The organism is Rahnella aceris (genome assembly GCF_011684115.1).
Taxonomy (GTDB): Bacteria; Pseudomonadota; Gammaproteobacteria; order Enterobacterales; family Enterobacteriaceae; genus Rahnella; species Rahnella aceris.
In genome coordinates this window covers 121,544-145,825 of the sequence record NZ_JAADJV010000006.1, presented here as the reverse complement: position 1 = coordinate 145,825, position 24,282 = coordinate 121,544, and the positions used below count along the sequence as shown (strand labels likewise).

The window sequence follows — 24,282 nt, the reverse complement described above, 5'->3', positions numbered from 1 at the left end:
TTAGGAAACTTCACCGTCACAGACGGATTAATACACTAACAGCATCAGACAGGCGAATACAGGCACCGCAGCCGTCAGGCTGTCGATACGATCCAGTATTCCGCCGTGACCAGGGATCATATGACCACTGTCTTTGATCCCTGCCTCGCGTTTGAACATACTTTCCGTCAGGTCGCCCAGCACAGAAGCCAGCGCGGCAACAACGGAACAAATCAATAAGGTCGACGGTACCACATCAAGTGGTGCATAGCGGCCAAATAACCAGGCTATGAGGGCTGAAGTCAGAAGACCGCCAGCAAACCCTTCCCAGGTTTTCCCCGGGGATACTTTAGGCGCCAGTTTATGCTTACCAAATAATTTACCAAACAGGTAAGCGCCGGAGTCTGCCCCCCAGACCAGTAGCATCACATATAACAACCACCATGCGCCAGTATGATGATTTTCTGCATAACCGTATTGGCGCAGTGCGACCATACCCCAGAAAAACGGCACAATAGTCAGTATGCCAAAGACTAAGCGCAGCACACGGGAATGGCGCCAGAAGGCTGCCGAAGCAGGATATCCAACCACCAGCACCAATGCCAGACACCACCACGCAAGCGCAGCCCATAATGAGCCTCCGACTTGCAACAGATGCACGCTTTGCTGGTAAGCAGGTATGCTCAACATCATCGCTGCCAGCAGGAAACCACATAATATAGCCAGCCAGATGCGCTGATTACGGCTTGCAAAACCGGCCAGTTGCCCCCACTCCCACGCTGCCAGCATGCACACAACTAACGTCACGATGGCAAAACCGACAGGCGGTAATAAAAAGAGTGCTGCAATAACAATCGGTATTAAAATCAGAGCTGTGATAATGCGATACTTCAGCAAATGTTCTCCCTAGGACGCATTGGCGCCGATAGGTGTAGTCCCCCCGAAGCGGCGCTCGCGTTGTGCAAAAGCAGTCAGCGCACCTTCAAAGGTATTTTCATCAAAATCAGGCCAGAGGACATCGGTAAAGTAGAGCTCCGCGTAGGCAATTTGCCACAGCAAAAAGTTACTGATCCTATGTTCCCCACCGGTTCTGATCACCAAATCGACGGGGGCCAGTTCGCTCATACAGACCGCTGAATTCAGCAATTCTTCTGTAATCTGTTCTGCCCGCAGCGTGCCGGCTTCAACCTGACCCGCCAGAGTCTTAACGCCTTGAATAATATCCCATCGGCCACCGTAATTCGCGGCAATGTTCAGGGTAAGACCGTCGTTATTTTGAGTCATTGTTTCTGAACGACGAATGCGTTCCTGCAGACGAGCACTAAAGCGACTGACGTCGCCAATGACCCGAAGCCTGACATTATGTTTATGCAAGCTTTTGACTTCACTGTCTAATGCACGGACGAACAACTCCATCAATGCGGAGACTTCCTGGGCCGGACGATTCCAGTTTTCACTACTAAAGGCATAAAGCGTGAGTGCATCAAGGTGATGACTGGCAGCAAAACTTACCGCTTTGCGCACCGACTTCACTCCTGCTTTATGACCGAATACCCTCATTTTCCCCTGACGTTTTGCCCAGCGTCCGTTACCGTCCATGATAATGGCAACATGGCGAGGTTGAGAGCAATACATATCAGACATCTGTTGATTTTCGAGGGACATAACGCGTACTCATTTCCTTTTATCAGAACACAGCGGCTTTCTGGCTGGCATAACATTCTTCTGGCTGACGACGCCACAACAGTTAGCTGGCGGCACACCTTTCTGTCGCTGGTGCGACTACACGCGCAAAAAAGCCGTGTCCCCCTTGCAGGCACGGCTTACACTGACAGATCACCGATTCCACCTTTAACACTCAGGCCCTGAAAAGCCAAATCTACTGTCAGTGTGGCGCAGACTATACCATTTCAATGTGATGCTAACAAACTGCTGCATAAGTACAAAAACAGCCTTATAGCGCAAATGTATGAAGTTTCTCACGTGCACTGGCTCTCGCCTGCGCGTCGATCTCCAACACTTCCTCAACAGAATCAGGTTCAGCGCTCACTAACTGCTCCATCACCTGACGATTCAGGCCAGCAATGTCAGTAAAACGAATCTCACCATTGAGGAACGCGGCCACCGAAATTTCATTCGCGGCATTCAGTGCCGTCGTCGCTGCCTGCCCGGTGTTGCTGGCTTCGATAGCCAATTGCAAACAAGGATAACGTGCGTAATCCGGTGCACTGAAAGTCATCGCACCCATTTTACAAAAATCCAACGCTTCGACGTCAGTTCTGACTCTGTGCGGATATGCCATGGCATGCGCAATTGGGGTACGCATATCCGGCGAGCCAAGTTGAGCCAGCACGCTGCCATCGCAATAACGCACCATGGAATGGATCACGGATTGCGGATGGATAATCACTTCCATCTCAGCAGCAGAGGCATTAAACAACCAGCGGGCTTCAATATACTCCAGCCCTTTATTCATCATGGTTGCCGAGTCGACGGAAATTTTACGCCCCATCGACCAGTTGGGATGCGCGCAAGCCTGATCAGGAGTGACATCGCGAAATTTATCCAACGGCAGTTCGCGGAACGGGCCACCGGATCCGGTTAAAATAATGCGGGAGATCCCGTGGCTTTCGAGGGAAGCATATCCCAGCTGTTTTTGAATGGATTCAGGCAAACTCTGGAAAATAGCGTTATGTTCACTGTCGATAGGCAATAGCTGAGACTGACTATGGCGGACAGCGTCCATAAAAATGCGCCCGCAGGTCACCAGCGATTCTTTGTTAGCCAGAAGTACCTTTTTACCGGCGCGGACAGCAGCGAGTGTCGGTAACAAGCCCGCAGCCCCCACGATAGCCGACATCACCTGATCCACATCATCAAGAGCGGCCAGTTCAGTCGCCGCATCGGGTCCGGAAAGCACCTCGGTACGGCTTCCCTGTTCAGCCAGAATGGCTCTCAGCGCACGGGCAGAAGATTCATCCGCCATCGAAGCATAGGCAGGGTGAAACTCAAGACACTGCTGCGCCATAACGTCAACATTGCGCCCTGCAACCAGTGCTTTAACGGCGAAATCGTCAGGGTTAGACCGGACAACGGAAAGCGTGCTGGTGCCGACAGACCCTGTCGAACCAAGAATAGTCATTTGTTTCATGAAAATGCCCGGGATAGCGCTCGTAAATTCGGAAAGTGCACAGTCTGAAACCTCTTATCTGGCTTGTCCATGAGATTGTTCGAACAGGTAAAAAATTTAAAGCCCGATAAAAGACAAAGCGCCGCAATTGCGGCGCTTTGGAAGAAATTCAAGCCGGATTAGAACTCCATTAACTCGGCTTCTTTCTCGCTCAGAGCAACGTCGATTTTCTTGATGAAAATATCAGTCAGTTTCTGAATATCGTCCTGGGAACGGCGATCTTCGTCTTCGCTGATTTCTTTATCTTTCAACAGTGCTTTGGTTTTATCGTTCGCATCGCGGCGGACGTTACGGACAGAGACACGGCCCTGCTCTGCTTCGCCACGCACCACTTTGATCAAGTCTTTACGACGTTCTTCGGTCAGCGCTGGCAATGGAACACGAATTGTCGCGCCTGCAGAAGACGGGTTCAGACCCAAATCAGAGGTCATGATCGCTTTTTCAACAGCAGCGCTGATAGAGCGGTCAAAAACAGAGATTGCCAGAGTACGGGAATCTTCCACCGTCACCTGTGCCAGCTGACGCAGAGGCGTTGCTGAACCGTAGTATTCCACCATGATGCCATCCAGGATGCCCGGAGATGCACGGCCGGTACGGATTTTGCTGATATGCGTTTTGAATGATTCAACGCATTTTTCCATGCGAATTTCAGCGTCTTTTTTGATTTCGTTAATCACGTTGTGAACCTTTGAAAGCTGATTACCTGGCAGACCATAACATCAGTATAGTCCGTGAATACTCATGCCAGCAGAGGCTGGCTGAACGTAATGTTCAATTGTGAAGGATCACTCCGCTTTAGAAATCAGCGTTCCTTCATTTTCACCCATCACCACGCGACGCAGTGCACCAGGCTTATTCATGTTGAAAACGCGAATTGGCAGATTGTGATCGCGGGCCAGCGTGAAGGCCGCCAGATCCATCACTTTCAATTCCTGTTCCAACACTTCCTGATAGGTCAGTGTTTCGTAGAGTGTCGCTTCCGGATTTTTCACCGGGTCGGCAGAATATACGCCGTCAACTTTGGTCGCTTTTAATACCACATCAGCTTCGATTTCGATCCCGCGCAGACACGCTGCTGAGTCAGTGGTAAAGAAAGGATTGCCGGTACCGGCGGAGAAAATCACCACACGGTTATGACGCAGCAAGCTGATGGCTTCTGCCCAGCTGTAATTATCACAAACACCGTTCAAAGGGATTGCAGACATCAGGCGTGCGTTAACATAGGCGCGGTGTAATGCATCACGCATTGCCAGGCCATTCATGACAGTCGCCAGCATACCCATATGGTCGCCTACAACACGATTCATGCCCGCCTGTGCCAGACCCGCGCCACGGAACAAGTTACCGCCGCCGATCACAACACCTACCTGAATGCCGAGTTCGACCAGCTCTTTTACTTCCTGAGCCATGCGATCTAATACACTCGCGTCGATACCAAAACCTTCACTACCCTGCAGGGCTTCGCCACTGAGTTTGAGCAGGATACGTTGATAAACGGGTTTCGCATTGGTAGCCATGGTGTCTGTCCTAGAAGCAATGTGTCTTAATGGATAGTCAGTCTTTACATCATAGCGCTGTCTGAATGACATTCACGCACAATGTAATAGGAATTTGGGGCTGGATAAAACGGAACCGCCCTTTCGCAGCGGTTCCATTTTAGGGTGTATCAGATACTGATTAAGACTGTTTAGTCATTGCTGCAACTTCAGCAGCAAAGTCAGTCTCAACTTTCTCGATACCTTCGCCCACTTCGAAGCGGATGAAGTTAGTCACGTCAGCGCTATGTTCTTTCAGAACCTGACCCACAGTTTTGCTTGGGTCGATAACGAAAGGCTGACCAGTCAGAGAAACTTCGCCGGTGAATTTCTTCATGCGGCCTTCAACCATTTTCTCTGCAATCTCTTTTGGCTTGCCAGACTGCATCGCGATGTCCAGCTGAACCTGGTACTCTTTTTCTACCACTTCGGCAGACACATCTTCAGGCTTAACGAATTCTGGTTTGCTTGCTGCAACGTGCATAGCAATTTGCTTAACCAGTTCTTCATCAGCGCCTTTAGCAGCAATCAGAACGCCGATACGAGCGCCGTGCAGGTAGCTGCCCAACACGTCGCCTTCAAGGATTTGAACGCGGCGAATGTTGATGTTCTCACCGATTTTAGCAACCAGCTGAATACGTTCTTCTTCGAACTGAGCTTTCAGGACTTCAACGTCAGTCACTTTACCTGCAACAGCAGCGTCCAGTACTTTGTCAGCGAAAGCCTGGAAACCAGCATCTTTAGCCACGAAGTCAGTCTGGCAGTTAACTTCCAGAATCACGCCGAAGTTACCTTCGATTTTGGTTTTGATCACGCCGTCAGCAGCTACGTTGCCTGCTTTTTTCGCCGCTTTGATCGCGCCAGATTTACGCATGTTTTCAATTGCCAGCTCGATGTCGCCGTTAGCTTCAACCAGAGCTTTCTTACAATCCATCATGCCAGCGCCAGTACGTTCGCGCAGTTCTTTTACCAGGGCAGCGGTAATATCAGCCATTGTATTTTCCTCGATTATCTCAGTGCAAAAAGGGTTTTTGCGGTGAGATATTTCTCGCATTTAAGATAAGCAAAGGGGGCCAATAAAGGCCCCCTAACCAACATATTTCAATACCTGGTTAATAAGGGCTCTGCTGAGCTTGCCTTATTATTCAGCTTCTACGAAGCTTTCTTCTGCCTGAACAGCCAGATCTTGCGAACGGCCTTCACGAACAGTGGCAGCAACAGCGCTCAGGTACAGATTTACTGCACGGATTGCGTCATCGTTACCTGGGATAACAAAGTCAACGCCATCCGGATCGGAGTTGGTATCAACAATGGAGAATACCGGGATACCCAGGTTGTTAGCTTCTTTGATTGCAATGTGTTCGTGATCAGCATCGATAACGAACAGAGCATCAGGAAGACCACCCATATCCTTGATACCACCCAGGCTGTTTTCCAGCTTAGCCAGTTCACGAGTACGCATCAGCGCCTCTTTCTTGGTCAGCTTCTCGAAGGTGCCGTCCTGAGACTGAATTTCCAGATCTTTCAAACGTTTGATGGACTGACGAACTGTTTTCCAGTTAGTCAGCATGCCGCCCAACCAGCGATGGTTCACGAAGAACTGGTCGCAGTTGTGTGCAGCTTCTTTTACCGCTTCGCTTGCTGCGCGTTTAGTACCAACGAACAGGATCTTACCTTTACGGGAGGAGATCTTCTGCAACTCAGCCAGAGCTTCGTTGAACATTGGAACAGTTTTCTCAAGGTTGATGATGTGAACCTTGTTACGAGCGCCGAAGATGAATGGCTTCATTTTCGGGTTCCAGTAACGGGTTTGGTGACCGAAGTGAACACCGGCCTTGAGCATGTCGCGCATGGAAACAGTTGCCATGATAAAACCTCTATTAAGTAGTTGGGGTTATGCCTCCACGTATCCCATACAACCGACCCTGCAGAACGAATTCCCAAGGCACCCCGGCGTATGTGTCGATACGTGTGTGTTATTACTTACGTTAATAAGTACACAATGAGTGATTTTGGCTTTAATCCCTCAGAGTCGTAAGACCCAGAGCGGATTGCCGGCGCGCTTTATACCATAAATAACGGCCCGGCAGCAACTTTTGTTCACCGGATTGCTTCCCGGGAAATGATAGTTTGGCAGCAAATATCAGGGCTGATACCATAAGCCACAGCTAATTATTGACGACATCGGTGTAGAAATAAAGCACACCTGATGCACAGAACCCGCAGGACAACACATGGCTATTTCAATCAAAACCCCTGAAGACATCGAAAAAATGCGCGTTGCTGGCCGTCTGGCCGCGGAAGTGCTGGAAATCATTGAGCCTTTCGTTAAACCGGGCGTCAGCACCGGCGAGCTGGATCGCATTTGCGCCGATCACATCGTGAACAAGCAACAGGCGGTTTCTGCCTGCCTGGATTACCACGGCTTCCCGAAATCTGTCTGTATTTCCGTTAACGAAGTGGTGTGCCACGGTATTCCGAGCGAAGACAAAATTTTGAAAGATGGCGACATCGTCAACATTGATGTCACGGTCATTAAGGATGGTTTCCATGGTGACACCTCCAAAATGTTCATCGCGGGTAAACCGACGATTCTGGGTGAGCGTCTTTGCCGTATCACGCAGGAAAGCCTGTATATCGCACTGCGCCTGATCAAGCCTGGTATCCGCCTGCGCACGTTGGGTAAAGAGATCCAGAAGTTCGTTGAAGCCGAGAAATTCTCTGTGGTACGCGAATATTGCGGTCACGGCATCGGTGAGGGTTTCCACGAGGAGCCTCAGGTACTGCATTACGATGCGGATGACGGCGGTGTTGTGCTTCAGGCGGGTATGGCGTTTACCGTTGAACCGATGGTCAACGCAGGCGATTACCGTATCCGCACCATGAAAGACGGCTGGACAGTAAAAACTAAAGATCGCAGCTTGTCGGCTCAGTACGAGCATACTATTGTGGTGACAGATAACGGTTGTGAAATTATGACGCTGCGTAAGGATGACACCATTCCGGCTATCCTGACGCACGACTAAACAGTCACCCGCTCTGCGGAGAGGGTATAAATCTGTGAATCAAGCCGGCGAAAGCCGGTTTTTTTTATCTTTCACGTTTATTGGTCTCTCACGTGTAGGGCTGCGCACCCATGATTGAAAACTTCCCGGCTGAAAAGAGCGTACTACTGCAAACCACGCAGGATCTCGCCCGTACTTTTCCGCTACAACCGGCCTCCCCTTCTGTCTATCCGGACGACGATTTAAACCGTCAGAGCCTGAAACAGCATATGGAACAGTTTCAGGCATGGCTGGCGGATGCCTTCAATGCCGGGCAACAGGCTGAAGAACTGGTAGACGCACGGACGCATTACATCGATCAGCTGTTACAGCGTTTGTGGACCTTCTACGGCTTCGACAATATTCCGGAAACCGCGATGGTGGCCGTAGGCGGCTACGGGCGCGGCGAATTGCATCCTTTATCGGATATCGATGTTCTGGTGCTCAGCCAGAAACGGCTTAACGATGAACAGGCATTGCGCATCGGTGAACTGATTACCTTGCTGTGGGACGTTAAGCTGGAAGTCGGACACAGCGTGCGTACGCTGGAAGAATGTCTGCTGGAAGGATTGGCTGATTTAACCGTAGCCACCAACCTGATCGAATCCCGCCTGATCTGCGGCGATGTCGCGCTGTTTCTCAGTATGCAGAAACACATTTTCAGCGACGGATTCTGGCCTTCGCCAAACTTCTTCCGCGCCAAAATTGATGAACAAAATGAACGCCATCTGCGTTATCACGGCACCAGTTATAACCTTGAGCCAGATATCAAAAGCAGCCCCGGCGGCCTGCGCGACATTCACACCATTTTATGGGTAGCCCGTCGTCATTTTGGCGCCACATCGCTGGACGAAATGGTGGCCTTTGGTTTTCTGACCAAAGCCGAGCGCAACGAACTGCTGGAATGTCAGAGTTTCCTGTGGCGAATCCGTTTTGCCCTGCATTTGCTGCTGCCCCGCTACGACAACCGTCTGCTGTTCGACCGCCAGCAAAGTGTGGCGCAATTGCTGCAATATCAGGGCGAAGGCAATCAGCCCGTCGAACGCATGATGAAAGATTTCTACCGCATGACCCGCCGGGTCGGCGAGCTGAATCAGATGTTATTGCAGTTGTTCGATGAAGCGATTCTGGCCATCGGCCCGAATGAAAAACCACGGCCGCTCGATGAAGATTTCCAACTGCGTGGCGATCTGATTGATCTGCGGGACAGCACGCTCTTTGACCGCCGTCCGGAAACTATCATCAGCATGTTCCACCTGATGGTGCGCCATCGCGAAATCAAAGGGATTTACTCCACCACCGTCCGCCTGCTGCGCCATGCCCGTCGACATCTCAAAGAGCCGCTATGCATGATCCCGCAGGCGCGCGAAATGTTTATGTCGATCCTGCGCCATCCGGGCGCCGTGTCACGCGCGCTGGTGCCTATGCACCGCCACAGCGTGCTGTGGGCATATATGCCGCAATGGGGGCAGATCGTCGGGCAGATGCAATTCGACTTGTTCCACGCGTACACAGTCGATGAACATACCATTCGCGTGCTGCAAAAACTTGAAAGCTTTGCTCACGAAGAAACCCGGCCGAAGCATCCACTCTGTGTGGAGCTGTATCCGCGGCTGCCACAGCCTGAACTGTTGCTGATGGCTGCCCTGTTCCACGATATTGCCAAAGGCCGCGGTGGTGATCACTCGATTCTCGGCGCGCAGGATGTGCTGGAATTTGCCGAACTGCACGGGCTGAATTCCCGTGAAACCCAGTTGGTCTCGTGGCTGGTTCGCTGTCACTTGCTGATGTCAGTGACGGCACAGCGCCGCGATATTCAGGATCCTAATGAAATCCAGCAGTTCGCCGCAGAAATGCAGACCGAAGTTCGCCTTCGCTATCTGGTCAGCCTGACCGTGGCGGATATCTGTGCCACCAATGAAACCCTGTGGAACAGCTGGAAACAAAGCCTGATACGCGAACTGTATTTTGCCACCGAAAAGCAATTGCGCCGCGGCATGCAAAATACGCCGGATCTTCGCGAGCGCGTGCGTCATCACCGCCTTCAGGCGCTGGCATTGCTGCGTATGGATAATATTGATGAAGAAGCGCTGCACCGTATCTGGAGCCGCTGCCGGGCGGATTATTTCCTGCGCCATTCACCCAATCAACTGGCATGGCACGCAAGACACCTGCTGGAACATGACTCCACCAAACCGCTGGTGCTGGTCAGCCGTCAGGCAACGCGCGGCGGGACCGAGATATTTATCTGGAGCCCTGACCGACCGTATCTGTTTGCCACCGTCGCCGGTGAGCTGGACAGGCGTAACCTGAGCATTCATGACGCGCAAATTTTCACCAATCGCGACGGCATGGCGATGGATACTTTCATTGTACTGGAACCGGACGGCAGCCCGCTGGCGCAAGACCGGCATGAAGCCATTCGTTACGCGCTGGAACAGTCGATGACGCAGGCTTATCAGCCGCCGCGTGCGCGACGTCCTTCGCCGAAACTGCGTCATTTCAGCGTGCAGACCGAAGTCAGTTTCCTGCCGACGCATACCGACCGCCGGACGTATATGGAACTGGTGTCGCTGGATCAACCCGGCCTGCTGGCACGCGTCGGGGAAGTCTTCTCTGATCTCGGCCTGTCGCTGCACGGTGCGCGCATCTCGACCATCGGCGAACGCGTAGAGGACTTATTTATTCTGGCAAATGGCGAGCGTCGTGCGCTGGATAAGCAAACTCGCCAGGAAATCACACGCCGGTTAACTGAGGCACTCAACCCTGGCGATAAAATGTGATACAAGTACCACTATCTTTTAAAACCAATTCAGGAAAGAGAACAGGATGCAGCAACTACAAACCGTTATTGAACAAGCCTTCGAGCGCCGTGCAGACATTACTCCGGCTAACGTTGACAGCGTAACGCGCGACGCTATCACTGAAGTTATCAGCAAAATCGACAGCGGCGAATTGCGCGTTGCGGAGAAGATTGATGGCGAATGGGTGACGCATCAGTGGCTGAAGAAAGCGGTACTGCTCTCGTTCAGAATCAATGACAACCAGGTGATGGAAGGCGGTGAGAGCCGTTACTTCGATAAAGTGCCAATGAAATTCGCTGACTACGATGAAGCGCGTTTCCAGCGTGAAGGTTTCCGCGTGGTGCCACCTGCTGCCGTGCGTAAAGGCGCATTCATTGCACGCAACACCGTGCTGATGCCTTCTTATGTCAACATCGGCGCTTACGTTGATGAAGGCACCATGGTTGATACCTGGGCGACTGTCGGTTCTTGTGCGCAGATCGGTAAAAACGTTCATCTGTCCGGTGGCGTAGGTATCGGCGGCGTTCTGGAGCCACTTCAGGCGAACCCGACTATCATCGAAGACAATTGCTTCATCGGCGCGCGTTCAGAAATCGTTGAAGGCGTGATCGTGGAAGAAGGCTCGGTGATTTCCATGGGTGTTTACATCGGCCAGAGCACCAAAATCTATGACCGTGAAACTGGTGAAGTGCATTACGGCCGCGTACCAGCGGGCTCCGTAGTGGTTTCCGGCAACCTGCCTTCTAAAGACGGTAAATACAGCCTGTACTGCGCTGTCATCGTCAAGAAAGTAGATGCGAAAACTCTGGGCAAAACCGGCCTGAATGAGTTATTGCGCACAATCGACTAAACTTAAAAATAGCGGGTATTGTTTTAAAAAATAACCCGCTATTTTTTTATCTTCTAAACGGCAAACTGTGCAATTAATCAATGATTAAAGCCGCCGTTCAGTTCATCATGACACTCTGATTTTCTCCTAAACGAAGGTGGCGCTATGTATGACAATCTGAAAAGCCTGGGCATTAATAATCCCGACGATATTGATCGTTACAGCCTGCGTCAGGAGGCCAATAACGATATTCTGAAGATCTATTTCCGCAGAGATAAAGGCGAGTTTTTTGCTAAAAGCGTGAAGTTTAAATACCCGCGCCAGCGTAAAACCATCGTTGCCGATAATGCCGGTCAGGGTTATAAAGAAATTCATGAGATCAGCCCAAATCTGCGCTATGTGATTGATGAGCTGGATCAAATCTGTCAGCGTGATCAGGTAGAAGTGGATCTGAAACGTAAAATCCTGGATGACTTACGTCATCTTGAATCTGTCGTGGCGAATAAAATTTCTGAGATTGAATCTGATCTGGAAAAACTCACCAACGGCCGCTGATAAATTCCGGTCAGAAGATGTGAATACAAAAAAGGTCAGGCGTTTGCCTGACCTTTTTATTTCTTGCGCGCAGAACGGCAAAGGGTGTGACGTTATTTAAGCAACTGTCCCCATTTTTCCACCCACGGAATCGCAACGGTTTCCGGTTCGGCAGTTTCCATGGCGTCAATTTCCAGCATTTCGCCAATGCGCGATGCGCCTTGTTCCTGCAATAAATCATCCAGCTTATGGCCGCCGCCACAGAAATGATCGTAGCTGATATCACCCAGCGCAATCATGCCGTAACGCAACTCCGGCTGATAGCCCACGGTGTCACGGATGGCGACATACAAAGGCGCGATGCTGTCCGGCAAATCCCCCTGACCGGTAGTCGACGTCACAATCAGCACAAAGTGATGACGGTAATATTGCCAGGCTTCAAGCGTGCCTTCTTCAAACAGTTTCACGTCATGACCCTGGCCTTTCAGCACGGTTTCCGCTTCCTCTGCCACCAGTAACGCATTGCCGTATACCGTACCGACAAAAATTCCGACTTCTGCCATGGGTTTCACTCCTGTGTGATGCCAATATTTCAATCAAAGGGACTAAATTTGTGCACTATCCTGACGGCAAGTTTCTGCAAACTCAACCCTTTCAAGCTCAGGGATTTTTCCCTGCCAGCCAAACTGTGTCACCACATTTTGCCAGCGATGATCCCAGCGCGCCTGAATCGACAACGGCTCACCCGTAACCGGATGAGGCAATTGCATATGACTGGCGTGCAGCATCAGCCCGGAACAGCCGAAATGCTGCGTCATACCCCGGTTTTGCTTTAAATCACCGTGCGCGCTGTCTCCGATTATCGGGTGACGCAGATGCGACATATGCCTGCGCAGCTGATGTTTACGACCGGTTTCTGGTTTCAGTTCAACCAGGCTATAACGGGCCGTATCATAACGACCAACAGCCACGGGCATCTCGACCTGAGCCACCACGCGATAATGCGTGACCGCAGGCTGTGGCGCTTTATCCGGACTGGCAAACTTATCGGCGATTTTATCAAGCTCTTCCGTCAGCGCGTAATCGAGGGTACCGTCTTGCGGCACATACCCGCGAACCACGGCATGATACACCTTGCTCATCTGGTTATTTTCAAACTGCTGCGACAGCAAACGCGCCACTTCGCTGGACAGCGCCAGCAGCAAAACGCCCGACGTCGGCTTATCCAGCCGGTGAACCGTAAACACATGCTGACCAATCTGATCACGCAATGTTTGCATCACAAACACCGTTTCATGGCGGTCCAGCCAGCTGCGGTGAACCAGCATACCCGCAGGTTTATTTACTGCGATCAGATGTTCGTCCTGATACAAAATTTCCAGCATGTCAGTCTTCTATGTTCAGCAAATCGTCGAGGCGTTGCAGCTGAGTCAGCAAACGGAGTGCTTCAGGCATCGCCACTTCAAAATAGGGGGTGATAGCAAAACGGGTTGGCATTGGTGCCTGGGCCTCCAGCAACGCGTACATACGGGGAACCAGCACCCATTGGAGCCATTGTTCAGCAGACAGGGTATCCACTGAAAACGGCTCTTTGCTTTCAAAGGCTTCCGCTTCCGGCGGCGTGGCGTGCCACAATTTTTCATCACGCATGACCTGCTCGATATCTTCTAAAATCTGGCGAACCTGGTTTTCTATATTCATCAATGACTCTCTTCGTTCATGGCCCCGGGCAGCCTCCGCCGGGGGGCGCAAAGCATAACATTGAAGGACTGATGCCCCAACTCTCTGCATCCTATCCAATTTATCTATCCAACCATAAGTTTTTCGTGGTAGCGATAAACGCCCGATACGGGCAAACTACCGCCACTTTTTTCTTTACAGATCTGTCCACATGTCCGCACAACACATTCAAAAAGCACACGCAACACCGGCAAAAGCCATGCTGGCCTCCGTCACCGGCTACGCCATGGACGGATTTGATTTATTGATCCTCGGTTTCATGCTCCCGGCTATTACCAGCGAATTTGGTTTGTCTTCCTCACAAAGTGGTTCGCTGGTGACCTGGACCCTGATTGGTGCCGTACTGGGCGGCGTCATTTTCGGACCTATCAGCGATCGTTTCGGCCGCATCCGGGTACTGACCTTCACCATTCTGATGTTCTCCCTCTTCACCGGTTTATGCGCTTTCGCACAAGGGTACTGGGATTTACTGATCTATCGCACTCTGGCTGGTGTCGGCCTGGGCGGTGAATTTGGTATCGGCATGGCGCTGATTGCAGAAGCGTGGCCAGCGGAAAAACGTAACCGCGCCTCGGCCTATGTCGGCATGGGCTGGCAGCTCGGCGTGCTAATGGCCGCCTTCCTGACACCGATGCTGTTGGGCATTATCGGCTGGCGCGGCATGTTCCTGGTCGGACTGTTACCGGCGCTGGCCTCTTTCCTTATCCGCCGCACAATGGGCGAACCGGAAGCCTTCGTAAAACACACTGCCAGCAATAATGATGGCTCACTGTTTAGCCGCATTAAGTTACTGTTCCGCGATAAAGCCACGACCAAAGCCAGCATCGGCATTCTGATCCTGTGCTCTGTTCAGAACTTTGGTTATTACGGGCTGATGATCTGGATGCCGAGTTATCTGTCGAAAAACTTTGGCTTCTCACTGACCAAATCTGGCCTGTGGACCGCCGTGACGGTTGTCGGTATGACCTTCGGCATCTGGCTGTTCGGCATGTTGTCGGATCGTTTCCCGCGCTGGAAAATCTTCCTGATTTATCAGATTGGCGCTGTCGTGATGGTGGTGTGTTACGCGCAGTTGTCTGACCCGGCGCTGATGTTGTTCGCAGGCGCGCTGATGGGGATGTTCGTGAATGGCATGATTGGCGGTTACGGCGGCCTGATTTCCGATCTCTATCCGGTACGTGTCCGGGCGACGGCCCAGAATCTGTTATTTAATCTCGGACGTGGCGTCGGTGGTTTTGGCCCGCTGGTGATTGGAATGCTGGTGGCACAGGTGTCATTTACCGCAGCAATTACCTTGCTGGCCGCGATTTATCTGCTGGATATTTTTGCCACTTTATTCCTGTTGCCGAAAAAGCAGGGGCAGGATGATGTCTTGGGGGCGATCGGCTGAGGAATGGCTGGCGCTTTGGGCTGGAAGGAAGATTTTACAGAAGTAATTTTTATAGACATAAAAGTTGGGGGCACTGTTTTCACAGTGCCCCCGGTTCGTTTTATAGCAATCCAGCTACCTGAGTGCTCCCTGCTCAATCCCTGAAAACTTTTCCTGCGGTTATCCTAACCGGCTGTCCTTTGCATCGTCCAACTTTCATCCTGACGGTCTGTCCTAAGTCATCCTGACTGATGTCCCTTGGTCATCTGTGACCCGCTCAGCTTCCTTTGTGAGCTCTCTTCTCCGTCCTGGAGGTGTCCCTGGTTTCGTCCTGAAACATCCTGGCATAATCCGATGCCGTCCTGACTCTTCCTGAGCCGTCCCCTTTTTTATGAATCAGCCATCATCCTGATGTTCTGCTTCATGCTTCCTTAGTGCCTGACTAGAATCGTTGATTTCGGCCTTGGGAGCAAGGCAGGCTGTAAGCCAACCTCAGCGGGCGTAAGCCGTCTCACAACCAATAAATCAACCAACTAATTGATTTTATTTATGAAAATTATTTTAACCAGGAAGTAATTAAGTCAAATTAGCGAGATCTCTTACAGCCTTTGTGAGAGATCTCTCACACGCTTGTGAGCCATTTGTGCTCTGCGGGATGGGTCGTTCAGATGATGTTGCTCAGGCGGGACAAACAGCGGTCAGCATTGTAAGGAATTCTGATAACGATGGCGAGAGTATAGTTCGTTTTTTACTGCCGAACTGTTCCAGCACGACATTACCGGTCACATTGCATAACGAAACCAGATCCAGCTCGGAATCTGTGGTCGCCAGAAAAAGGGTAGGTGTCAGCTTCAGCCTCTTTTGCGTGACCAGATGCCCGATCAGATTTTCCTGCAAACGGGTGAAATCTTCCTGGCTCCAGACCTGCAACAACGTCAGCGGATTTCCCTGCCAGCTGGCGGTCATGTCCCCTGCATACTGTGTCGTGTAAAACTCATGCGCCTCAGGACGCAACTGTAATTCCAGCGCCCGTTCTACATTTTGCAAGGTCGCATCAGGGGTAAACGTCTGTGTTAGCCAGAAGACCTTGTCTTCATCTGTTTTGACCACGCACGGCGAATCCACACCAAAAAGGGCTTCACTGGCGGGCGGCATGCCGGTTTCCTGTTGCCAGAGATCGACATAACGTTGAGTAAATTCACGCAATGCTACAGAAACTTCAGACTCCATAATTCTCTCATCTTCCGGTAAGGCTGGGGTAAACTAGGGATTATTCTCTATTGTACCTATTTCGTAAGGTGACAGCATGTCCTCATATCAGGATAACCCCGCCCTGGCGCAACTGACGCTGGGTAAAAGTACGGCTTATGTCGATCAATACGACGCGTCTTTATTGCAGGCCGTTCCGCGCAGCATGAACCGTGAACCGCTGGGTTTATATCCGGACAACTTACCGTTTCATGGCGCAGATATCTGGACGCTGTATGAACTGTCGTGGCTCAATGCCAAAGGCCTGCCGCAGGTTGCCGTGGGTGAAATCAGTCTGAATGCCAACAGCCAGAATCTGATCGAATCCAAAAGCTTCAAGCTCTATCTGAACAGCTTCAACCAGACCGTTTTCGCGGACTGGCAGGCGGTCAAGGAAACATTAACCCGTGATTTAAGCGCCTGCGCGCAAGGCGAAGTCACGGTGAGCGTCAGCCGTCTGTCTGAGATTGAAGGTTCAGCGGTTGGGCATTTTGACGGTGTTTGCATCGATGAGCAGGATATTGAGATCGACAGTTACGAGTTCAGCACGGATTATCTGGCCAATGCTAAAGGTGCTGAGATCGTTGAAGAGTCGCTGGTCAGTCATCTGCTGAAATCCAACTGCCTGATCACCCATCAGCCAGACTGGGGTTCCGTTCAGGTCCAATATCGCGGCCCGAAAATCGACCATGAAGCGCTGCTGCGTTACCTGGTTTCTTTCCGCCATCACAATGAATTCCACGAACAATGCGTTGAACGCATCTTTAATGATTTGCTGCGTTTCTGCCAGCCGGAAAAGCTTGCCGTTTATGCGCGCTATACACGCCGCGGTGGTCTGGACATCAATCCATGGAGATCCAACTTCCCGTTTGAACCTGCAACCGCGCGACTTGTCAGACAATAATGCGAGACGTTGCTCAAGAACTGAGCTAACGCTCTGTCAGCATTGGTAAAAGCCTGATGACGGGGTTACTGTTAAATCGCGTACGGCGCAAAAAATATGATCCGAAAAATCATGCGCCGCAATCAGGTAGCAGAAAGAATCACTGCACCCGTTGGTGTCAAGGAGCAACTTTGATTACACATATCAGCCCGTTAGGCTCAATGGATTTGTTGTCGCAGCTGGAAGTCGACATGCTCAAACGTACTGCGAGCAGCGACCTCTATCGTCTTTTCCGAAATTGTTCACTGGCCGTGCTTAACAGCGGCAGCCAGACTGACAGCAGTAAAGAGCTTCTCGACCGTTACGAAAGCTTTGATATCAATGTGCTGCGCAGAGAGCGTGGCGTGAAACTGGAACTGGTAAACCCACCGGAAGACGCATTTGTGGATGGCCGGATTATCCGCTCATTACAGGCCAACCTGTTTGCTGTACTGCGCGATATTCTGTTCGTGAGCGGGCAAATTGACAACGCCGGTCGTTTTCAGCACCTGAATACCAAAAACTCAGCGCATCTGACCAATCTGGTGTTCTCTATCTTACGCAATGCCCGCGCCCTGCATCTGGATGAAGATCCGAACATGGTGGTTTGCTGGGGCGGACATTCAATTAATGAAATTGAATATCAGTATGCCCGTAACGTCGGCAGTCAGCTGGGTCTGCGTGAACTGAACATTTGTACCGGCTGTGGCCCGGGCGCAATGGAAGCCCCGATGAAAGGCGCCGCCGTCGGCCACGCGCAACAGCGCTACAAAGCCGGCCGCTTTATCGGCATGACAGAACCGTCGATTATTGCTGCTGAGCCGCCTAATCCACTGGTCAACGAACTGATCATCATGCCGGATATCGAAAAACGGCTTGAGGCGTTCGTGCGCATTGCGCACGGGATCATTATCTTCCCTGGCGGTGTAGGTACCGCAGAAGAATTACTGTATCTGCTGGGCATTCTGATGGATCCGGAAAACAGCGATCAGGTTTTACCGCTGATCCTCACCGGCCCGAAAGAAAGCGCGGATTACTTCCACGTTCTTGATGCCTTCATTAAAGAAACGCTGGGTGAAGAAGCCTGTAAGTTCTACACCATCATCATCGACGATCCGACAGAAGTCGCCCGTCAGATGAAACGCGCCATGCCGCTGGTGAAAGAAAACCGTCGTAACAGCGGAGATGCCTACAGTTTCAACTGGTCGATTCGCATTGCGCCCGATTTGCAGCACCCGTTCGAACCGAATCATGAAAACATGGCGAACCTGAATCTTTATCCTAACCAGCCACCGCAGGAACTGGCCGCCGCACTGCGCCGCGCCTTCTCCGGTATTGTGGCCGGTAACGTGAAAGAATTTGGGATCCACGCCATCGAAAAACATGGTCGCTTCAAGCTGCACGGCGATCCGGCTTTAATGAAAAAAATGGACAGCCTGCTGCAAGGTTTCGTCGCCCAGCACCGTATGAAATTGCCGGGCAGCGCATATATTCCTTGCTATGAGATTTGTGCCTGACCGACCGATCACACGGCAAGTCACACTTCTAAAGCAGATCTAAGGGCGACGCGAGTCGCCTTTATTATGGAGATTAACATGGCAATACATCTGCTGATTATTGATGCCCTGAACCTGATCCGCCGTATCCATGCGGTTCAGGGTTCGCCTTGTCTGATTACCTGCCAGAACGCCATAGGTCAGCTGATTCAGCATACTCAGCCCACACATGCCGTTGCCGTATTTGACGAAGATGACCGGGCAGACAGTTGGCGTCATCAGTGTCTGCCCGACTACAAAGCCGGGCGCTCACCAATGCCAGATAATCTGGTTGCGGAAATGCCCAGCCTGAAAGCCGGTTTTGAAGGGCTAGGCATTGCCTGCTGGCATTCTGCAGGTAATGAAGCAGACGACCTGGCGGCAACACTGGCCGCGAAAGTGTCATCCGGCGGCCATCAGGTCACCATCGTTTCAACCGATAAAGGGTACTGTCAGTTACTGGCACCCAATATTCAGATCCGCGATTACTTCCAGAAACGCTGGCTGGATATGCCGTTTGTTCAGGAAACGTTTGGCGTATTGCCACAGCAACTCACCGATTACTGGGGTCTGGCCGGGATCAGCAGCAGTAAAATCCCGGGAGTGCCGGGAATAGGCCCGAAGACGGCGGTCACGTTACTGACGCAGACCGGATCGCTGGATGAGCTTTACGACAATCTGGAAGGCGTGCCGGAAAAATGGCGTAAAAAACTCGAAGAGCACCGTGAACTGGCGTATGCCTGCAAACGTGTATCAACGCTGCAAACCGACGTCGCGCTGGATGGCAATTTGCAGCAACTGCGTTTGCCATAAAAAAGCACTTCTCAAACGCAAGTGTTCAGGAAGGATACTCTGAATAATTTGAATTGCAGGCAGGTGGCAAGTAAGTGATTCGGGCGAACGCACGCAGCCCACGCCCCTGCAGTTCAAAGTATGACGAGTATCAGCGATCACGCTCGTCGCGGCGTCCGCCAATAGCCGACCAGAAACGGCGGATATGCACGGTGACTTCTTCGCGATCGTGATAAAGCTGCTTCGCGAAGATCTCGGCATTCACGCCATTTTCTTTCAGACGTTCGTCGATGCGTTCAAGAATATTAGAGACTTCTTCGTAACGCTTTTTCATCGGCAACTTCAGGTTAAAGATCGCCTCACGGCACCAGCCGTTGACCAGCCAGTCACACATCAGCGCAGCCACTTTAGCCGGTTTTTCGACCATGTCACACACCAGCCAGTAGTTCTTAGTGCTGGTGGATTTGTAACGGAAGCCGTCTTCACGCAGATGAATCACCTGACCGGTTTCCATCAGGCTGGGTGCCATCGGACCGTTGTCGACAGCCGTGACCATCATGCTGCGTTGTGTCAGCTGATACGTCCAGCCGCCAGGACACGCGCCTAAATCCACCGCGTACATGCCACTTGCCAGACGTTCATCCCACTCATCAGCCGGAATAAAGACATGGAAAGCTTCTTCCAGTTTCAGCGTTGAACGGCTTGGCGCTTCGGAAGGAAACTTGAGGCGCGGAATACCCATATAGAACGGTGAATTGTTATTGCTGTAGGAATACCCCACATAGCAGCAACCCGGGGCGATAAAGAACACATGCACTACCGGACGCAGCGCATTCTCTTTCTTGCCCAGCACTTTGCATTCGCGCATCGCGGAACGCAGCGGCACAGTCAGTTTGCGGCAGAACTTGGTCAGCTCTTTGCTTTCATTGGTATCAGGCACTTCAACGCGAAGCTCACCACCGTTGGTAATCACGTTCTGAACCATGCCGACAATCGGAGAAACACGATCTTCCGGCGGCAAATCTTTCAGCAACTCTCCCACCACGATCAACTGACGGGCAAAAATCAGCTCGCGGAAGGGCAGTTCTTTGGCGATACGGTCAGCATCATCTGGTTGATAGCATTCAAACAGCACATAACCGCTGTTTTCTTTCACGCGGGCAAAACCGAAGATTTCCATCTTCGCAGCTTTGTCAGTAATTTCTGCTGCGCATTCTTTTTCAAAACCCTGACGGCAGTAGAGAGCAAGTTTATTCATGGCGTTCGGCCTTTTTCTTCAGGCGCAATGCGCCGATCAACAACAAAATCCAACCGACCAGGAACAAGGTACCGCCAATCGGAGTGACAAAAACGAACAAACGGAGATGTGACAGCGCCAGACAATAAAGGCTGCCGCTGAATAAAACGGTTCCCAGCGCTAAAAAGGCGCTGCTCCAGTAGAACCACACATTGCGCTGGCGCTGCATCGCAACACCCAGAATCATCACTACCAGCGTATGAATGCTTTGATAAGTTAACCCGGTATGGATCCATGCCATTTCCGCTTCGCCGAGCGACTGGCTCAACACATGTGCGCCAAAAGCACCGAAAGCGACGTAGATAAAACCGCTGATAGCGGCGAAAATCAACATTGAACGACTGGTCATTATGCGTTACCTGTTATCGTTATTTGCTGATGAAAAACCTGATTAATCAATCTCATCAGCAGACTCAGGACTTTCTATCCCCAGGAATCAGGCCTGATCGAAACGAAAGCGCAGTTTTTCCTGCTCGCTGGCTGCACGGGCGAGGATCCACTGACGAAAGGCGGCTATTTTACCCAGTTCTGCCTGACTGTCATGACAAACCAGATAAAAAGCATTTTTACTAATTAAAACTTCACTGAACGGACACACCAGACGTCCGGCCTCAATCTCAGTCTGTGCCATGACATTATTCACCAGCGCAATACCCTGCCCGTGAACGGCGGCCTGAACCACCATCGCACTGTGGCTGAAAATAGGCCCCTGCTGCACATTCACCTGCTGCAACCCAAGCTGTTTGGTGTACGCCAGCCAGTCCCGACGGGAAGCATCGTGCAGCAGTGTGTGATGACTTAAATCGGCGGGTTCCTTCAGCGGATTATCCCCCATCAGCAACGAAGGAGAACAAACCGGCAGTAAATACTCCGCATACAATCGCTCTGCCCGTAGCCCCGGCCAGTTACCCCGACCATGGAATATGGCGACGTCGACATCGTCGGCCAATTTATCTTCTTCACGGTCTACCGCCTGGATGCGTACATCGATGCCCGGATAAGCTGAGTTAAAGCCAGACAATCTTGGCACCAGCCATTGAATCGCAAAACTGGGCGGTAAACTGACGGTCAGCGCGCCTTTGGCACTGCGTGCCTGAAGTTTACGTGTGGCCTCATTCAGAGCAGAGAATATCTCTTTGATATCCAGATAATAGCTCTGCCCTTCTTCGCTCAGTAACAAAGAGCGATTGCGGCGGCGAAACAGTTTTAACCCTAAAAAGTCCTCAAGTGACTTAATCTGGTGGCTAACAGCGGCCTGCGTGACGAACAGTTCCTCGGCAGCCTTAGTAAAACTAAGGTGACGCGCTGCGGCATCAAACACCCGCAGAGAATTCAAAGGCGGTAAACGTTTTGACATAGAATGGATACTTCTTATTCGCCGGTTAGCGGAACGCCTGTCCGTGGGTTTAGGTATTAGTTTTTTTAATCCGAGACATTATAATTTGTCCGTTGAGGATGTACAGGCAAAAACCTATAGTGGCGCCACTTCCTGAGCCGGAACGAAAAGTAGATTGGTATGAGGATGCTGAAATACTTTTGGCTTGTGGTTGTGATGTTGTGTTTGCAATTGTCTGGCAATCCAGACGCGTAGCTTGAATGCTACAAACTTTTCACTTCCTGTACATTACCCTGTCTGTCCAAAGTGATTTTTTAGCACCGCAATTTGCGGTGCTTTTTTTTTGCTTTTTTTGCTGCATAAAGGACGCAAAGGAAACACCAGGCAGCAGAATGACGAGCGCATAATGTGACAAAACCGGCTTCCTCGCAAGAGGAGCCGGTTTTGTCACAAAGCAAAATGTGAGGTTACCTGAGCGACTGACTCAAGGTGTTCACGTCAGGAATCAATTCCCTTCTGCCATTTCTTTGATTTCAGATTTATTGATCTGCTGCTTATTGCCATACGCATCGGTATAACTGATCATACCGGTATCACTGTCGGTGCTAGGTTTGCCTTCAGCAACAATGGTGCGGCCATCGTTGGTATGCATCACGTAGTTGCTCGAACAGGCGGCAAGTGTTGTCGTCAGCAGTGCAGCTGAAATTACGGCGGCGATCTTCTTCATCATAGACTCCTTGCAGATTAATATGCTTCAAATTCCTGGTTAGACTCCAGGCTAATGCTTCTAGTCTTCGTAATTCAGCATAACAAACCTCTGATGAATTTCCAGGTAACCATTCCTAAAATGAATAAGCGGCTTGTGTTACAGATAAACCTGTATTTTTAACTCAGGCCGAAGGATCTGATTTCGTATGACTGATTTTAACCCCGCAGATTTTCGTCAACAGTTTCCTGCGTTGTCTCAGGGGCAATGTTATCTCGACAGTGCCGCCACCGCCCTGAAGCCGCAGGCGGTGATCGAGGCCACTGTAAATTTCTACTCTCAGGAAGGAGCCACCGTGCACCGCAGCCAGTATCATGCGGCGCAAACCCTGACAGATGACTACGAGCAGGCCAGAAGGCTGGTGGCGCAGTGGATCAACGCGCCGCATTCCGCAGATATCGTCTGGACGCGGGGAACCACGGAGTCCATAAATCTGGTGGCACAAAGCTGGCTACGCCCTCGACTGCAACCGGGTGATGAGATTATTGTCAGTCAGGCGGAACATCACGCTAACCTCATTCCGTGGCTGATGGTCGCACAACAATGTCAGGCGCAGGTGATCACGCTGCCAGTGGATGAGTGCGGCATTCCTGATATCACCGCCCTTTCCGTCCTGCTGAACAACAAAACCCGCTTGCTGGCACTGACGCAAATGTCGAATGTTACCGGCGGAATACCCGATATAGCCCGTGCCGTTGAACTGGCACACGCTAACGACACGCCCGTTCTGATCGATGGCGCACAAGGCGTTGTTCATTGTTCGCCAGACGTTCAACAACTCGATATCGACTTTTATGCCTTCTCCGGCCATAAGCTTTACGGGCCGACAGGCATCGGCGTGCTGTATGGCAAAACTAAATTGCTCGAGAATATGGCACCGTGGCAGGGCGGCGGGAAAATGCTGACCCAGGCTTCCATGACCGGTTTTACACCGCAGGCCGTGCCCCACCGCTTCGAAGCGGGTACGCCTAACATTGCCGGTGTGATCGGGATGTCAGCAGCGCTGAAATGGTTAAAAACCGTAGATCTGCAAGCGGCAGAGAAATATACACAAAATCTGGCGAGTCTGGCTGAAGAGCAGCTTACGCAGATTGAGGGTTTCCGCAGTTTCCGCTGTCAGAATGCCTCACTTCTGGCATTCGATATCGCCGGTGTGCATCACAGTGACCTTGTGACATTGCTGGCTGAACAAGGCATTGCCTTGCGCGCCGGACAGCATTGCGCCCAGCCATTGATGGATGCTCTGGGCATCAGCGGCACATTACGGGCTTCATTTGCGCCGTATAATAATGAACAGGACGTCATGCGGCTGGTCAGGGCAGTAAAATATGCTTTCGATCTGTTAGCCGACTAATTCATTCT

The 24,282-nt window shown here is 51.3% G+C and carries 24 protein-coding genes; 9 read left to right on the top strand and 15 right to left on the bottom strand.

Annotation, left to right across the window (positions count from 1 at the left end):
* Nucleotides 1-27: 27 nt before the first annotated feature.
* From cdsA to rpsB, 7 genes are all read right to left on the bottom strand, one after another.
* Nucleotides 28-876, bottom strand: a complete 849-nt coding sequence (cdsA, locus tag GW591_RS22465) for a phosphatidate cytidylyltransferase (RefSeq protein WP_013574199.1) — start codon at nt 874-876, stop codon at nt 28-30.
* Nucleotides 877-885: 9 nt separating this feature from the next.
* On the bottom strand, nt 886-1,644 hold the full coding sequence (ispU, locus tag GW591_RS22460) for a (2E,6E)-farnesyl-diphosphate-specific ditrans,polycis-undecaprenyl-diphosphate synthase (RefSeq protein WP_013574198.1): 759 nt from the start codon (nt 1,642-1,644) through the stop codon (nt 886-888).
* A 289-nt stretch (nt 1,645-1,933) separates the two neighbouring features.
* Nucleotides 1,934-3,130: a 1-deoxy-D-xylulose-5-phosphate reductoisomerase gene (gene ispC, locus GW591_RS22455; protein WP_013574197.1), complete on the bottom strand. Its 1,197-nt coding sequence runs from the start codon at nt 3,128-3,130 to the stop codon at nt 1,934-1,936.
* Between the two features lie 158 nt (nt 3,131-3,288).
* Complete coding sequence (gene frr / locus GW591_RS22450) at nt 3,289-3,846, bottom strand: ribosome recycling factor (protein ID WP_013574196.1); 558 nt, start codon at nt 3,844-3,846, stop codon at nt 3,289-3,291.
* A gap of 108 nt (nt 3,847-3,954) precedes the next feature.
* Nucleotides 3,955-4,686, bottom strand: coding sequence for a UMP kinase (pyrH, locus tag GW591_RS22445; RefSeq protein ID WP_013574195.1), 732 nt, complete (start codon nt 4,684-4,686; stop codon nt 3,955-3,957).
* Between the two features lie 160 nt (nt 4,687-4,846).
* Nucleotides 4,847-5,698, bottom strand: coding sequence for a translation elongation factor Ts (tsf, locus tag GW591_RS22440; protein ID WP_013574194.1), 852 nt, complete (start codon nt 5,696-5,698; stop codon nt 4,847-4,849).
* A gap of 147 nt (nt 5,699-5,845) precedes the next feature.
* Entirely contained in the window at nt 5,846-6,571 is a 726-nt protein-coding gene (gene rpsB, locus GW591_RS22435; protein WP_013574193.1) for a 30S ribosomal protein S2, read from the bottom strand.
* A 367-nt stretch (nt 6,572-6,938) separates the two neighbouring features.
* Between rpsB and map the strand changes: the two genes are divergently transcribed.
* From map to GW591_RS22415, 4 genes are all read left to right on the top strand, one after another.
* Nucleotides 6,939-7,730 (top strand): type I methionyl aminopeptidase, encoded by a 792-nt coding sequence (gene map, locus GW591_RS22430; protein ID WP_013574192.1) that lies wholly within the window; start codon nt 6,939-6,941, stop codon nt 7,728-7,730.
* A 110-nt stretch (nt 7,731-7,840) separates the two neighbouring features.
* The gene (gene glnD / locus GW591_RS22425; protein ID WP_013574191.1) at nt 7,841-10,531 is read left to right on the top strand and encodes a bifunctional uridylyltransferase/uridylyl-removing protein GlnD; all 2,691 of its coding nucleotides are present in this window, start codon (nt 7,841-7,843) and stop codon (nt 10,529-10,531) included.
* A 46-nt stretch (nt 10,532-10,577) separates the two neighbouring features.
* The gene (gene dapD, locus GW591_RS22420) at nt 10,578-11,402 is read left to right on the top strand and encodes a 2,3,4,5-tetrahydropyridine-2,6-dicarboxylate N-succinyltransferase (protein ID WP_013574190.1); all 825 of its coding nucleotides are present in this window, start codon (nt 10,578-10,580) and stop codon (nt 11,400-11,402) included.
* 144 nt (nt 11,403-11,546) lie between these two features.
* Nucleotides 11,547-11,936, top strand: coding sequence for a DUF3461 family protein (locus GW591_RS22415; protein ID WP_013574189.1), 390 nt, complete (start codon nt 11,547-11,549; stop codon nt 11,934-11,936).
* A 92-nt stretch (nt 11,937-12,028) separates the two neighbouring features.
* Here GW591_RS22415 and GW591_RS22410 read toward each other — a convergent pair whose 3' ends face one another.
* The 3 genes from GW591_RS22410 to GW591_RS22400 are packed head-to-tail and all read right to left on the bottom strand — an operon-like array spanning nt 12,029 to nt 13,616.
* Entirely contained in the window at nt 12,029-12,478 is a 450-nt protein-coding gene (locus GW591_RS22410; RefSeq protein WP_013574188.1) for a flavodoxin, read from the bottom strand.
* Nucleotides 12,479-12,520: 42 nt separating this feature from the next.
* Nucleotides 12,521-13,300 (bottom strand): tRNA pseudouridine(65) synthase TruC, encoded by a 780-nt coding sequence (gene truC, locus GW591_RS22405; RefSeq protein ID WP_166861385.1) that lies wholly within the window; start codon nt 13,298-13,300, stop codon nt 12,521-12,523.
* A 1-nt stretch (nt 13,301) separates the two neighbouring features.
* Complete coding sequence (locus GW591_RS22400; RefSeq protein WP_013574186.1) at nt 13,302-13,616, bottom strand: YqcC family protein; 315 nt, start codon at nt 13,614-13,616, stop codon at nt 13,302-13,304.
* A gap of 190 nt (nt 13,617-13,806) precedes the next feature.
* Here GW591_RS22400 and GW591_RS22395 point away from each other — a divergent pair, with 190 nt between their 5' ends.
* Nucleotides 13,807-15,045, top strand: a complete 1,239-nt coding sequence (locus tag GW591_RS22395) for an MFS transporter (RefSeq protein WP_166861384.1) — start codon at nt 13,807-13,809, stop codon at nt 15,043-15,045.
* A 657-nt stretch (nt 15,046-15,702) separates the two neighbouring features.
* Here GW591_RS22395 and syd read toward each other — a convergent pair.
* Complete coding sequence (gene syd / locus GW591_RS22390; RefSeq protein WP_013574184.1) at nt 15,703-16,254, bottom strand: SecY-interacting protein; 552 nt, start codon at nt 16,252-16,254, stop codon at nt 15,703-15,705.
* A gap of 76 nt (nt 16,255-16,330) precedes the next feature.
* Here syd and queF point away from each other — a divergent pair, with 76 nt between their 5' ends.
* From queF to xni, 3 genes are all read left to right on the top strand, one after another.
* Nucleotides 16,331-17,176: an NADPH-dependent 7-cyano-7-deazaguanine reductase QueF gene (gene queF, locus GW591_RS22385; protein WP_112152495.1), complete on the top strand. Its 846-nt coding sequence runs from the start codon at nt 16,331-16,333 to the stop codon at nt 17,174-17,176.
* 170 nt (nt 17,177-17,346) lie between these two features.
* A complete protein-coding gene (gene ppnN, locus GW591_RS22380) occupies nt 17,347-18,711 on the top strand; it encodes a nucleotide 5'-monophosphate nucleosidase PpnN (protein WP_013574182.1) in 1,365 nt (454 codons plus the stop codon).
* A 78-nt stretch (nt 18,712-18,789) separates the two neighbouring features.
* The gene (gene xni, locus GW591_RS22375; protein WP_013574181.1) at nt 18,790-19,542 is read left to right on the top strand and encodes a flap endonuclease Xni; all 753 of its coding nucleotides are present in this window, start codon (nt 18,790-18,792) and stop codon (nt 19,540-19,542) included.
* Nucleotides 19,543-19,672: 130 nt separating this feature from the next.
* Here xni and rlmM read toward each other — a convergent pair whose 3' ends face one another.
* The 4 genes from rlmM to GW591_RS22355 all read right to left on the bottom strand — a co-directional run bounded on the left by rlmM (nt 19,673) and on the right by GW591_RS22355 (nt 22,881).
* The gene (rlmM, locus tag GW591_RS22370; RefSeq protein WP_013574180.1) at nt 19,673-20,779 is read right to left on the bottom strand and encodes a 23S rRNA (cytidine(2498)-2'-O)-methyltransferase RlmM; all 1,107 of its coding nucleotides are present in this window, start codon (nt 20,777-20,779) and stop codon (nt 19,673-19,675) included.
* The gene (locus GW591_RS22365; RefSeq protein ID WP_013574179.1) at nt 20,772-21,167 is read right to left on the bottom strand and encodes a DUF423 domain-containing protein; all 396 of its coding nucleotides are present in this window, start codon (nt 21,165-21,167) and stop codon (nt 20,772-20,774) included. The genes rlmM and GW591_RS22365 overlap by 8 nt, the downstream gene beginning before the upstream one ends.
* Nucleotides 21,168-21,254: 87 nt before the next feature.
* Nucleotides 21,255-22,175, bottom strand: a complete 921-nt coding sequence (locus GW591_RS22360; protein WP_013574178.1) for a transcriptional regulator GcvA — start codon at nt 22,173-22,175, stop codon at nt 21,255-21,257.
* A 484-nt stretch (nt 22,176-22,659) separates the two neighbouring features.
* Nucleotides 22,660-22,881 carry a YgdI/YgdR family lipoprotein gene (locus tag GW591_RS22355; RefSeq protein WP_013574177.1) on the bottom strand — a complete coding sequence of 74 codons (222 nt, stop codon included), beginning with the start codon at nt 22,879-22,881 and terminating at the stop codon, nt 22,660-22,662.
* A 187-nt stretch (nt 22,882-23,068) separates the two neighbouring features.
* Here GW591_RS22355 and csdA point away from each other — a divergent pair, with 187 nt between their 5' ends.
* Nucleotides 23,069-24,274 carry a cysteine desulfurase CsdA gene (csdA, locus tag GW591_RS22350; protein WP_166861382.1) on the top strand — a complete coding sequence of 402 codons (1,206 nt, stop codon included), beginning with the start codon at nt 23,069-23,071 and terminating at the stop codon, nt 24,272-24,274.
* The last annotated feature ends 8 nt before the right edge of the window (nt 24,275-24,282 follow it).